The organism is Pseudomonas sp. HD57-3, from assembly GCF_056113135.1.
Map to the genome: position 1 here is coordinate 6,065,178 of NZ_CM148568.1, position 12,735 is coordinate 6,077,912.

Consider the following 12,735-nt stretch of genomic DNA (forward strand, 5'->3'; position numbering starts at 1 on the left):
GGCCGACAGATTCTCAGTAGGCCGCCCGGTAGATCTTCTCGATGTCGGCAGCACTGAGCTTGCGCGGGTTGTTGCGCATCAGGCGCTCGATCCCGGCGGCCTCTACGGCCATGGCCGGGATCGCTTCTTCGGGCACGCCGAAACTGCGCAAGCCCAGCGGGATTTCTACCGCCGCGCACAGTTCGGTCATCGCCGCGACGGCGCTGTCGGCGGCTTCATTGAGACTCAGATGAGCGGTCTTCACCCCCATGGCTTCGGCGATATCCTGCATCCGCTCGACGCAGGCCATCTTGTTCCAGGTCATGACATACGGCAGCAGCAACGCATTGCTGACGCCGTGGGCAATGTTGAAACGCCCGCCCAGCGGATACGCCAGCGCATGCACCGCGCCGACCCCGGCATTGCCGAACGCCATGCCGGCCATCAGGCTGGCGGTGGCCATGTCTTCCCGGGCCTGCAGGTTGGAGGGATTGGCGTAGGCCTTGGGCAATGACCGGGCGATCAACTTGATCGCGCCGATGGCCAGTGAATCGGTGATCGGTGAGGCATTCAGCGACAGGTAGGATTCGATGGCATGCACCAGCGCATCGACACCACTGGCGGCGGTGACACTGCGCGGACAGGTCAGGGTCATTTGCGGACTGACCAGCGCCACGTCCGGCAACAGATAATCGCTGACGATGCCCTTCTTCAGTTGAGCGACCTTGTCCGACAGAATGGCGACGTTGGTCACTTCAGAACCGGTGCCGGCCGTGGTCGGGATGGCGATCAGCGGCGGGCCTTTGCGCGGCACCTGATCGACGCCGAACAGATCTTCCAGCGCGCCGTGATAACCGGCATAGGCGGCAACACTCTTGGCGATGTCGATGGCACTGCCGCCACCGAGGCCGATCAGACCGTCATGCCCGCCCTCTCGGTAGACACGCATGCAATCCTCGACGATGGCGATTTCCGGATCCGGCAGCACCCGGTCGAAGATTTCGTACTCGCGCTCGCCGATCTGCGCCAGCGCCAGCGCCACCGTGCCGGACTTGACCAGCGCGGCATCGGTGACGATCAGCGGGTTGTCGATGTCCAGCCGGGTGAGTTCGGCCGCGAGTTGCTCGATGGCCCCGGCGCCGGTGATCAGTTTGTGAGCAATCTTGAACGAGGAAAGACTCATCGTGCGCAGCCTCTTATAGATGTGGGAGCTGAGCACAAGCGTAGCTGGGGAATTCGGGTTGTCTGTCATTCAGCGCATGAATGGCAGACAACCCGGATGATCGTTCCCACGCTCTGCGTGGGAATGCAGCCAGGGACGCTCCGCGTTCCATTCGGAAGCTGGAATGCGGAGCGAGGGAACAATCATCGAGGGGGTTCAGACCTGAGCAGTACGCAATTTCTCACTCCGCCCACGCAACCACTCCAGCGTCAGCAACAGAATCACCGAGAAAGCAATCAGCAAAGTGGCAGCCGCCGCAATCGTCGGACTCAGGTTCTCGCGAATCCCGCTGAACATCTGCCGTGGCAACGTCGCCTGCTCGGGACCTGCAAGAAACAACGTCACCACCACCTCATCGAACGAGGTCGCAAAGGCAAACAGCGCCCCGGAAATCACCCCCGGCGCAATCAGCGGCAAGGTCACCCGACGGAACGTGGTCAATGGCGAGGCGCCAAGACTGGCCGCCGCCCGCACCAGGTTATGGTTGAACCCCTGCAAGGTCGCCGACACCGTGATGATCACGAACGGCACACCGAGCACCGCGTGCACCACGATCAGCGAGAAAAAACTGTTACCCAGCCCCAGCGGCGCGAAGAACAGGTAACTGGCCACACCGATGATCACCACCGGCACCACCATCGGCGAAATCACCAGCGCCATCACCAGCGGCTTGCCGGGGAAGTCGCCACGGGTCAGGCCGATGGCCGCCAGCGTGCCGAACACCATTGCCAGCACGGTAGCGGCCGGGGCGACGATGATGCTGTTCTTCAATGCGCGCATCCATTCCGCCGAGGCGAAGAAGTCGTGGTACCACTGCAGCGAAAAACCCTGCAGCGGGTACACCAGAAAACTGCCCGAGTTGAACGACAGCGGCACGATCACCAGCACCGGCAGGATCAGGAACAACAGGATCAAGCCGCAGAGGATCCGCAAGCTGTAGAACCACACCCGCTCGACGGGCGACATATAAGGACTCAGCATTTCAAATTCCCCTTAGCTCAGGCGCAGGCGACTGGCGCCCACCAGCCAGCTGTAGATCAGATAAAGCACCACGGTCGCCAGCAGCAACAGCCCGCCGAGTGCAGTGGCCATGCCCCAGTTGATGCTGGTGTTGGTATAGAACGCGACGAAGTAGCTGACCATCTGATCGTTCGGGCTGCCCAGCAGCGCCGGGGTGATGTAGTAGCCGATGGCGAGGATGAACACCAACAGGCAACCGGCGCCGACACCGGCATAGGTCTGCGGGAAGTACACCCGCCAGAAACTGGCGAACGGATGGCAGCCGAGGGAAATCGCGGCGCGCATGTAGGTCGGCGAGATGCCTTTCATCACGCTGTAGATCGGCAGGATCATGAACGGCAACAGGATGTGCACCATCGAGATGTAGACCCCGGTGCGGTTGAACACCAGCTCCAGCGGTTTATCGATGATGCCCATCGCCATCAACGCGCTGTTGATCAATCCGCCGGATTGCAGCAACACGATCCACGCGGCGACTCGCACCAGAATCGACGTCCAGAACGGCAGCAGCACCAGAATCATCAGCAGGTTGCTTTGACGCGACGGCAGGTTGGCCAGCAGGTAAGCCAGCGGATACGCCAGCACCAGGCAGATCACGGTGATGATCAGGCCCATCCAGAAAGTCCGGGCGAAGATGTCGAGGTAGATCGCCTGATCCGGGGTGGCCGGGGCAATTTCGCCGAGATCGTCGATGCGGTGATCCACTGCTGCCAGCAAGTAGAACGGGGTGATGCTGCTGGTGTTGCGCTTCACCGCTTGCCAGTAGGCCGGATCGCCCCAACGCTCGTCGAGGCCTTCCAGTGCTTCTTTATAAGAGGCCGGTTCGCTGGCGAATGGCAGCGAGCGGGCGGTTTTGGTCAGCAGACTGCGATAGCCGGCCAACTCCATGTTCAGGCGCTTGGACAGATCGCCCAGGGTCTGGTTTTTGCGCGCTTCGGCGAGGTCTTCGCTGGCGGCTTTGTAGACCGGTTCTGCGGGCAGGCCGCGGCCGTCCCACGCAGCAATCGCGGTCACGGTGCGCGGCATGCCGCCGACCACTTCCGGGTTGCCGACGCTTTTATAGAGCAGCGCCACGATCGGCACCAGGAACACCAGCAACAGAAACAGCACCAGCGGCGCGATCAACGCCTGGGCCTTCCAGCGGTTGACCCGCTCGGCGTGCTTGAGCCGCTGCTTCAAGGTGGGGCTGTTGCCCTCGTTCAGGGGAACGGCGATGGCCATGACGTACTCCGCAAATCTTTGATCGTTACAAAAGCGGCGAATACCGCCTCGAACTTGGGGTACTGATCGTTCCCACGCTCTGCGTGGGAACGCATTCAGTGACGCTCTGCGTCACAGGGACGCGGAGCGTCCCGGGCGGCATTCCCACGCAGACGGTTCGACGCCTCGACGTGGGAACGATCATCCGGTAGCCGTCGGCCCGTGTGACGTGGTTACTTCGCAGCCCAGGAATTGAAGCGCTGCTCCAGTTGCTCGCCGTTGTCAGCCCAGAAGCTGACGTCGATCTGCACCTGGTTGGCGATGTTTTCCGGGGTGGTCGGCATGTCTTTCAGGATTGCCTTGTCCAGCAATGGCACTGCCTGAGAGTTGGCCGGGCCGTAGGCGATGTTTTCCGAGTAGGTCTTCTGCTGTTGCGGCTGCACCGAGAACGCGATGAATTTCTTCGCCGCTTCCGCGCGTTTGGCGTCCAGGCCTTTCGGGATGGCCCAGGCGTCGAAGTCGTAGATGCCGCCGTTCCACACCACTTTCAGGTTGGATTCTTTCTGCACAGCGGCAATACGCCCGTTGTAGGCCGAGCTCATGACCACGTCACCGGAAGCGAGGTATTGCGGCGGCTGGGCGCCGGCTTCCCACCACTGGATGTTCGGTTTCAGCTCATCCAGTTTCTTGAACGCGCGATCCTGACCGCCCTTGCTGGCCAGTTCCTTGTAGACGTCTTTCGGCGCAACGCCGTCGGCCATCAGTGCGAATTCGAGGGTGTACTTGGCGCCTTTGCGCAGGCCGCGCTTGCCCGGGAATTTCTTGGTGTCCCAGAAATCCGCCCAACTGGTCGGTGCGGTTTTCAGCTTGTCGGCGTTGTAGGCCAGCACGGTCGACCACACGAAGAAGCCCACGCCGCACGGCTGGATCGCGCCTTTGACGTAGTCTTCGGATTTGCCGAACAGCGCAGGATCCAGTTGCTCGAACATGTCTTCGTCGCAGCCACGGGACAGTTCCGGCGATTCAACCTCTACCAGATCCCAGGACACGCTCTTGGTGTCGACCATGGCTTTGACCTTGGCCATCTCACCGTTGTACTCGCCGGCGACAATCTTGCCGTTGCCCGCCGCTTCCCACGGTGCGTAGAAGGCTTTGACTTGCGCCGCCTTGTTCGCCCCGCCAAACGACACCACGGTCAGATCCGGCCCAGCGGCCATTGCGCTTGCCGCACCCATCAGGCCCAGGGTCAGGGCTGTGAACTTCAGGGATCTCAACATTTATTGTTCTCTCCACGTGCAGGGTTGGTGTTGGTATTGCCGGGGCGCTTAATGCGCCTCTAGAAGAGGATCGAGCGCACGAACGTGCTCGACCTGCCAGCCAAGCGGAACCACGTCGCCGACCGCGAGCGCTGGATCGAGCTCGGCAATCGGTTGTTTCACGAAGAAGTCGGTCTTGCCGCAGACTTCCAGGCGCACCCGGACGTGGTCGCCCAGATAGATGAATTCGGCCACCCGCCCGGAGAAGCGGTTGACGCATTGGTCGCTGGAACCGTTGAGGCTAACGCGCTCCGGACGGATCGACAGGGTGACCGGTTCGCCGGTCTGACCGATGTTGACCGCCAGCGCCTCGACCTTTTCCCCACGCCCCAGCTCGACCACGCAGCGCTCGCCGTTCTGGCTCAGCAGTCGACCGTTGAGGCGGTTGTTCTCGCCGATGAAGTTGGCGACGAAGGTGTTTTTCGGTTCTTCGTAGAGGGTGCGTGGCGGCGCGATCTGCTGGATCTCGCCCTGATGGAAGACGGCAACACGGTCGGACATGGTCAGGGCTTCGCCCTGGTCGTGAGTCACGTAGACCACGGTCACGCCGAGACGCTGGTGCAGGTGTTTGATTTCCATCTGCATGTGTTCGCGCAGTTGCTTGTCGAGGGCGCCAAGCGGTTCGTCCATCAGCACCAGTTGCGGCTCGAACACCAACGCACGGGCCAATGCCACACGTTGTTGCTGGCCGCCGGACAGTTGCGCCGGATAACGCGATGCGAAGGCGTCGAGCTGGACCATGCTCAGGACTTTCTTGACCTTGTCGCTGACGTCGCTCTTGTTCAGGCCACGCACGGTCAGCGGAAACGCGAGGTTTTCGGCGACGGTCATGTGCGGGAACAGCGCGTAGTTCTGGAACACCATGCCGATGTCGCGCTTGTGCGGCGGCACGTTGTTGATCGCCCGACCGGCCAGAAGGATTTCACCGGCGGTCGGGGTTTCGAAACCGGCGAGCATCATCAGGCTGGTGGTCTTGCCGGAGCCGGACGGCCCGAGCAAGGTGAGGAATTCGCCCTTGCGAATGTCCAGGTTGAGGTCTTTGACGATCAGGTTCTCGCCGTCGTAGCTCTTCTGCACTCCACGAAAGCTGACCAGCACATCGCTGGCCCCTGCGTTTGATTCGACCTGGCTCATACCCACACCTTTGTTATTGATGACTGCTGTGGGATTAAGCCTAGTGGCTGCTCGCAGTCACGCAAATCGGGGCGCAGGAGAGAATCGCCTCAGCCGGATGGAAGGCCGGGGGTAGGGATTGCCCTACAAGGATGGCGCGTTTTGGCAAACCCGACCCATGGGTCGGGGCTCAAGCCGTCAGAACCGGCAAAAGCGCCTGTCGCTATTGGATATGTCGCTCAGAGGAGCTTGTGTTCCATCGCGTACTTCACCAGCTCGGCGAGCGAAGTGATGTTGAGTTTCTGCATCAGCCGCGCCTTGTGGGTACTGATGGTCTTGCTGCTCAGGGCCAGTTGCTGGGCGATGTCGTTGACGTTGGCGCCCTGGGCCAGGCGTTCGAACACCGAGAACTCGCGCTCCGACAGCAACGAGTGCAGCGGCCGCGCATCGGTCAGGCCGACTTCGAAGACCATGCGGTCGGCCAGCTCCGGGTCGATGTAGCGCCCGCCCGCCGCGACCTTGCGAATCGCCGTCAGCAGCAGCGCCGGATCGCTGTCCTTGGTCGCATACCCGGCGGCGCCGATCTTCAGCGCCCGGGCGGCCATCTGCGCTTCGTCGTGCATCGACAGCACCAGAATCGCTGGCGGATGGTTCAGCGCGCGGATCCGCGGAATCGCTTCGAGCCCGTTGACGCCGGGCATCGAGATATCCAGCAGCACCACTTCGCAGGGCACGTTACGCAGGGTTTCCAGCAATTGCTCGCCGTTGCTCGCCTCCCCCACCACTTGCAGATCCTTGGCCAGGCCGATCAATTGCTTGATGCCTTCGCGAACGATGGTGTGGTCTTCGGCTACCAGTACACGGATCACTTACTTCTCCTCATCCAGTGGCACCCGCACGCTCAGCGTGGTGCCCTCGCCCGGCTCGCTGTCGAGTGACAGCTGCCCGCCCATGATCAACACCCGCTCGCGCATGCCCACCAGTCCAAAGGATGTCGGCCTGCCGGCAGCGGCGACAAATCCTACGCCATCATCGCTGACCGTCAGACACAATTCGTCGCCTTCCTGCGCCAGCGTCAGTTCCACAGTATGCGCCTGGGCATGGCGCATGACGTTGGTCAGCGCCTCCTGAAGAATGCGGAACAGGCCGATGGCCTTGGCGTCGCTGAGCGGTGCAAGGTTGTCCGGCACCTGCACCAGACACGGAATCTGCGTGCGCGCCTCGAACCGCCGCGCCTGCCACTCGATCGCCGAGGCAATCCCGGCATCGAGGATCGGCGGGCGCAATGCCGTCGCCACATCGCGCACCAACTGGAACAACTGGGCGATCAGGCGTTTCATGCTGTTCAGCCGTTCGTTCAGACCCGGGTCGAGTTGCGCGTAGGCCAGTTCGCACATCGACGTCTCCAGTTTCAGCACCGTCAGCATCTGCCCCAGCTCATCGTGGACCTCTCGGGCGATGCGCGCCTTTTCCTCTTCCCGCACGCTTTCCAGATGCGCCGACAGTTCGCGCAGTTGCTCGCGGGAGGCTGCCAGCTCCAGTTCGATGCGTTTGCTTTCGGTGATGTCCCAGACAATGCCGTCCCAGACATAGGAACCACCTTCCAGTTGACGGGTGATCGCCTTGATCTCGGCCCAGCGTTGCTCGCCCTGACGCGTGAGAATCCGGCCCTGCCACGACCAGTCGCTGTCGGTGTCCAGCGCCTGATCCTGGGTCTGGTGATAAGCGGCCCGGTCATCCGGATGCACCAGACTGCGCAGGCCCATGTCGCGATGGGCGATGGCGGCCGGCGCGTAGCCGACCAGACTTTCGCTGCCCTCACTGATGTAGGCGAAGTCAATCTGCCCGGTCACCGGTGCGCGCTCGAGACGGAACACCAGCCCCGGCACATTGGCCGCGATGCCTTGCAGTCGCGCCTCGCTTTCCTGCAACGCAGCCAGGGCACGACGGCGCTCGGTGACATCGGTGAGGTAAACCACCAGGTACTCGCCATCGCGAAAACGCAAGAAACTCAGCGACACGTCCGCCGGCAACACACTGCCATCGGCCCGCACGCAGTTGGTTTCAAAACTCAGCGGCCCCTCTTCGCTGGCCCGGGCGCGTTTCCACAGGTTGAGCCAGCGATCCATGTGCAGGCCCGGTTCGAAGTCGATCAGCGGCCGGTCGATGATGGCGCCCTGTGGATAACCGAGCATGTTTTCTGCCGCACGGTTGGCGTAGCGCACATGGCTGTCCCAGTTGACCCAGAGAATGCCGACGGTGCTCTGATCGATGGAAAACTGGGTCAGGCGCAGGGCCTCTTCGCTGGCGGCGCGCAGGGCGATGTCTTCGCGCGCGTCGAACAAACGTTGTTCAAGACTGCGTTGCTGGCGGCGTTGCCAGAACACAATCGCCACGCAACTGAGCAGCAAAACCGCGAACAACAGACTCAGGTTCTGCCAGAAGCCCGGCGACTCGGAAAGCCGTGGATACTTGGGTTGCAGCCATTGCGCATGCAGGCGTTCCAGATCCTTGGCCGGGATTGCGCGCAGGGCGCTTTCAACGATTCCGGCCAGCTCCGGCCAGTCACGGCGGGTGCCGATGCGCAGCAGTTGCGGCAAACCGATGTCGCCGACCACCACCAGCCCGGCGAACTCCGGTTCCGCCGACAGCCGCCCGAGCTGCGCCTCATCGACCACTGCGTAGGACGCCTGCTGACTCAGCAACAGTTGCAGCGCCTGACGCTCCATCGGTACGCCTTGCAGATTCAGGTGAGGATAGTTGCCGCGCAGGTAATCGGCAGTGACGCCGGGCATGCGCACGGCGACGCGGGTCTGGCTGTCGAGTTTTTCCAGTTCCACGGTCGCGCTGCTTTTCTGGTCGCTGACCACCAGTTGCGGCACGCGCATGTACGGGTCGGAGAACTGCCACAGACGCAGCCCGCCCGGGGTCTGGGTCAGGCCCGGAGCGATGTCGATTTCGCCGTCCCGGGCAGCGGCCTCGAGTTGTGCCAGATCCTGAAAATTGCGCCAGCTCAGCTCGACATTCAGCGCCTTGGCCAATGCCTTCATCACTTCGACGTTGGCCCCCGACAGCCGCTGCAAGCGCCGGTCGTATTGCGCGTACGGCGCCTGCAACACCAGACCGACGCGTAATTCGTTGTGCTGTGCGAGCCACTGTTGTTCGCTCGCCGACAACCGCGCGAGGTGACTCGGCGGCGCAGGCGCCGCCCAACCCATCAAGGGAAACGCCAGACAGCCGATAACCCACAGGCAGCAAAAACGCATCATTGAAGTCTCATACACTGACAAATTCTGACCAACCCATTAGGCTGCCGGGATAACTTCTGGCCTGGAATAACCGATGCCCCCTGTCTATCGCCTGGCAATGCCAGCATTGTGCCTGTCGCTGATCCTGCCTTGTGCGTTTTCCGTCGAAGCCGCGGATCCGGCACCCGCCCCCGCCGCAGAAAAAGCCGCCGAAGAAAAACCGGTCGAACGCCAGCCTCTGCTTGAGCGTAGTCAGGAAGAAGCCGCGGCACTCGAACGCAAGGTTCCGGCCCAGGAACAACAGCAACTGCAAGCCGGCAGCGACACCTTCCTCGCCCTGTGGAAACCGGCCAACACCGCCGAACCCAAAGGCGCGGTAATCCTCATTCCCGGTGCCGGCGAAACCGCTGACTGGCCCCAGGCGATCGGCCCGTTGCGCCGCAAATTGCCGGACGTCGAATGGAGCAGCCTGAGTATCACCCTGCCCGATCTGCAAAGCGATGCCATCGCACCGCGCGTGGCCGAAGCCCCCGCCGCGCCGAAAACCGTTGACCCGGGCAGCAAGGATTCGACCACCGCCGAGCCGATCGAACAAGCCGCCGGTGGCGAAGCCGATGTGGCCGACAAGGTCGTGGCTGAATCCACCGAGGAACAGTCCAAGGCCGACGCCGAGCGAATCTTCGCCCGCATCGACGCGGCGCTGGCCTACGCCGAACAACAGAGCGCGCGCAGCATCGTCGTGCTCGGTCATGGCACCGGCGCTTACTGGGCGGCGCGCTACATGAGCGAGCGACAAAGCTCGCAGGTCGAGAAGCTGCTGCTGGTGGCCGCACAGACGCCGGCCAAGGCCAAACCGGAGCTGGTGGAACTGACGCCGACCCTGAAGCTGCCGACGGCGGACATCTTCTACATGGATAAGGCGCTGGACCGCAACGCGGCACTGGAGCGCATGCAGGCGAGCAAGCGACTGAAGACCTCCGCGTTCAGTCAGGTCGCACTCAAGGCCTTGCCGGACAACAAGGCCGAGCAGGAGCAATTGTTCCGACGGGTGCGTGGCTGGTTGAATCCGCAAAGCCCGGACTGAAGAGCCCGGACTGGAAACGCAGACAAAAAAATCGCAGCCCGACGCTGCGATTTTTTATGCCTAGCGAAAATCCCGCCGTTCGCGAATCAACGTGTAGGCATTGTGCAACTCGCGAGTCCTCTCGGTGGCCTCGCGCACCTGCGCCGGCGTGGCACCCGTCCCGGCCACCTTGTCCGGGTGATGCCGGCTGAGCAGGCGTCGATAGGCACGCTTGATCTGCGCCGGTTCACTGGTGGCCGATACGCCGAGCAGGCGCATCGCCTCCTGATAGCTCACCGCCGCGCTGACGATCGGACGCTTGTGCGGCTCGTAGTCCGCCGCCAGCGCCTGGATCTGGTGCGTGGTCCAGCCCAGCCACTTGCCCCACTGCGCCAGCAATTCCCGCTCACTGACACCGGCCCGGCCATCGGCCCAGACCATTCGCCAGCAGGCGCGCAACACGCCTTCGGCCGCATGGGGTTGAGCACTCAAGCGACGCAGATAACCGCGCAGATTGTCGTTGCCGGACTTGCCGCGATTGAACGCGGCAATCGCCCGGCGCTGTGCCGGTTCGCTCATTTCCAGCGCGCGCATCTCCTGACGCGCCTGCTGGATGTGACCGTCCGTAACCCGCCCGTCGCTTTTGGCCAAGCGCCCGAGCAACACGAACAACAGTTCGTCGTTGCGCAGCATCGGCCGCCCGCCGAGTTTTTCCCGCAAATGCCCCCAGCTCTGCAAATGCAGGCGCCGATCCAGCGCCTGCCCCAACAAAGCACCCAGCATGGCCCCCGGAATGCTGGCGATAGCAAAACCCGCTCCGGCTCCAATCAGAGTCCCTGGCCACAACATATCAGCGACTCGCTTCTATCAAGGCTTCGGCTTCGGCCAGTCGCTCGTGCGTGCCGACATCGACCCAGTGACCTTTCAACCGCTCGCCGGTCACCTGCCCGTCCGCCATGGCTTTTCGCAACAGCGGCGCCAGTTTGAAGGCACCGTCAGTGCAGCCGTCGAACAACTGCGGGTGCAGTACGGCGATGCCGCTGTAGGTCAGGGTGGCCGCATCGGCCTGGCCATCACGCACCTGGCCGTCGGTCAGGGTGAAATCGCCTGTCGGGTGATGCGCCGGGTTATCCGCCAGCACCAGATGCGCCAGGCCGTTGATCGGCTGATGCAGCACGCTGAAGTCGTAATCGGTCCAGATGTCACCGTTGACCACCAGGAACGCGTCGTCACCCAACAGCGGCAAGGCGCGGAAAATTCCGCCGCCGGTTTCCAGTGGCTCGCCCTCCGGCGAGTACTGGATCGACACACCGAACCGCGAGCCATCGCCCAGATGATCTTCGATCTGCTGTCCGAGCCAGGCATGGTTGATCACGATCTCATTGAAACCGGCCGCCGCGAGGGCACGCAGGTGATATTCAATCAGCGGCACGCCGCCAGCTCGCACCAGCGGTTTCGGGGTGGTCAGGGTCAGCGGGCGCATGCGCTCGCCTTTGCCCGCCGCCAGAATCATTGCCTTCATGCCGTCACTCCGCCACGCAGGCTGGCGAGCAGTGCCTGCAGATCCGCAAGCTCGGGACGGCGAGCGATGACCGCTTCTATATAAGAGAAGAAACGCGGCACATCGCCGAGGTAACGCGGCTTGCCATCGCGATGGCAGATGCGGGCGAAGATACCGATGACTTTCAGATGGCGCTGCACGCCCATCAGGTCGCTGGCGCGCAGGAACTCTTCGAAGTCCGGCTGCACCGGGATGTTCAGCGCCGACGCCTGCTGCCAGTAGCTTTCCAGCCAGCCGCGCACACGTTCTTCAGGCCAACTGAGGAAGGCGTCCTTGAACAGGCAGGTCACGTCGTAGGTCACAGGGCCGTACACGGCGTCCTGGAAATCCAGCACGCCGGGATTTGGCTCGCTGAGCATCAGGTTGCGCGGCATGTAGTCGCGGTGCACCAACACTTTCGGCTGGGCCAGGGCGCTGTCGATCAGCAGCTCGCTGACCCTTTGCCACTGCTGCTGTTGGGTTGCATCGAACTCGACGCCCAGCTCGCGTTTCACGTACCACTCGGGGAACAGCTCCAGCTCGCGGCGCAACAACGCGACGTCATAGCTCGGCAGCGGCGCCACCATCGGCAGCTGCTGAAAAGCCAGCAGCGCTTGCAGGGCATCGCTGAATAACGCGTCGGCATTTTCGGTGTCGATCACGTCCAGATAGGTCTTGTTGCCCAGGTCATTGAGCAAAAGAAACCCGCGCTCGAGGTCTTCTGCATAAATTTTCGGCACGTTGATGCCGGATTTCGCCAGCAAAAAGGCGATATCCACGAACGGTTTGCAGTTTTCCTGAGGCGGCGGCGCGTCCATCACGACGAAGCTGCGACCCGCGCCTTCCCAACGGAAATAGCGGCGGAAACTCGCGTCGCTGCTGGCCGCGGTCAACGTGGCCGGGGGTACGGCTCCCCAGCCCTGATCTGCATAAAGGGTTGCCAACTGTTCATCGAGCCAAACTTTCAGGTGTTGCAAGCGTACATCTTGATCAGGCATTGCAAGGGTCTCCGACGGCGCTAGCCGTCAAGCGGG

The 12,735-nt window shown here is 62.5% G+C and carries 11 protein-coding genes; 1 reads left to right on the plus strand and 10 read right to left on the minus strand.

Annotated features, from left to right (window positions below):
- Positions 1 to 13: 13 nt before the first annotated feature.
- The 7 genes from AC0R79_RS27630 to AC0R79_RS27660 form a co-directional block, all read right to left on the minus strand.
- A complete protein-coding gene (locus tag AC0R79_RS27630; protein ID WP_127800214.1) occupies positions 14 to 1,162 on the minus strand; it encodes an iron-containing alcohol dehydrogenase in 1,149 nt (382 codons plus the stop codon).
- A gap of 195 nt (positions 1,163 to 1,357) precedes the next feature.
- Positions 1,358 to 2,182 carry an ABC transporter permease gene (locus AC0R79_RS27635; RefSeq protein WP_085646878.1) on the minus strand — a complete coding sequence of 275 codons (825 nt, stop codon included), beginning with the start codon at positions 2,180 to 2,182 and terminating at the stop codon, positions 1,358 to 1,360.
- Between the two features lie 12 nt (positions 2,183 to 2,194).
- The gene (locus tag AC0R79_RS27640) at positions 2,195 to 3,442 is read right to left on the minus strand and encodes an ABC transporter permease (RefSeq protein WP_007959935.1); all 1,248 of its coding nucleotides are present in this window, start codon (positions 3,440 to 3,442) and stop codon (positions 2,195 to 2,197) included.
- A gap of 212 nt (positions 3,443 to 3,654) precedes the next feature.
- On the minus strand, positions 3,655 to 4,698 hold the full coding sequence (locus AC0R79_RS27645) for an ABC transporter substrate-binding protein (protein WP_007959933.1): 1,044 nt from the start codon (positions 4,696 to 4,698) through the stop codon (positions 3,655 to 3,657).
- Between the two features lie 48 nt (positions 4,699 to 4,746).
- Positions 4,747 to 5,871, minus strand: coding sequence for an ABC transporter ATP-binding protein (locus tag AC0R79_RS27650; protein ID WP_007959931.1), 1,125 nt, complete (start codon positions 5,869 to 5,871; stop codon positions 4,747 to 4,749).
- Between the two features lie 218 nt (positions 5,872 to 6,089).
- On the minus strand, positions 6,090 to 6,719 hold the full coding sequence (locus AC0R79_RS27655; protein WP_011336200.1) for a response regulator: 630 nt from the start codon (positions 6,717 to 6,719) through the stop codon (positions 6,090 to 6,092).
- Positions 6,720 to 9,119 carry a PAS domain-containing sensor histidine kinase gene (locus AC0R79_RS27660; protein ID WP_085609097.1) on the minus strand — a complete coding sequence of 800 codons (2,400 nt, stop codon included), beginning with the start codon at positions 9,117 to 9,119 and terminating at the stop codon, positions 6,720 to 6,722. It abuts the gene before it with no gap.
- 73 nt (positions 9,120 to 9,192) lie between these two features.
- Between AC0R79_RS27660 and AC0R79_RS27665 the strand changes: the two genes are divergently transcribed.
- Positions 9,193 to 10,182: an alpha/beta hydrolase family protein gene (locus tag AC0R79_RS27665; RefSeq protein ID WP_474732524.1), complete on the plus strand. Its 990-nt coding sequence runs from the start codon at positions 9,193 to 9,195 to the stop codon at positions 10,180 to 10,182.
- Positions 10,183 to 10,242: 60 nt separating this feature from the next.
- On the opposite strand, the gene AC0R79_RS27670 is transcribed toward AC0R79_RS27665, so the two are convergent.
- From AC0R79_RS27670 to AC0R79_RS27680, 3 genes are read right to left on the minus strand one after another with little or no spacing between them, the layout of a single operon-like run.
- Entirely contained in the window at positions 10,243 to 11,010 is a 768-nt protein-coding gene (locus AC0R79_RS27670; RefSeq protein ID WP_007959923.1) for a TerB family tellurite resistance protein, read from the minus strand.
- A gap of 1 nt (position 11,011) precedes the next feature.
- Positions 11,012 to 11,683, minus strand: coding sequence for an N-acetylmuramate alpha-1-phosphate uridylyltransferase MurU (murU, locus tag AC0R79_RS27675; RefSeq protein WP_474732525.1), 672 nt, complete (start codon positions 11,681 to 11,683; stop codon positions 11,012 to 11,014).
- The gene (locus AC0R79_RS27680) at positions 11,680 to 12,699 is read right to left on the minus strand and encodes an aminoglycoside phosphotransferase family protein (protein WP_474732526.1); all 1,020 of its coding nucleotides are present in this window, start codon (positions 12,697 to 12,699) and stop codon (positions 11,680 to 11,682) included. Before AC0R79_RS27680 ends, murU begins: the two co-directional genes overlap by 4 nt.
- Between the last annotated feature and the right edge of the window lie 36 nt (positions 12,700 to 12,735).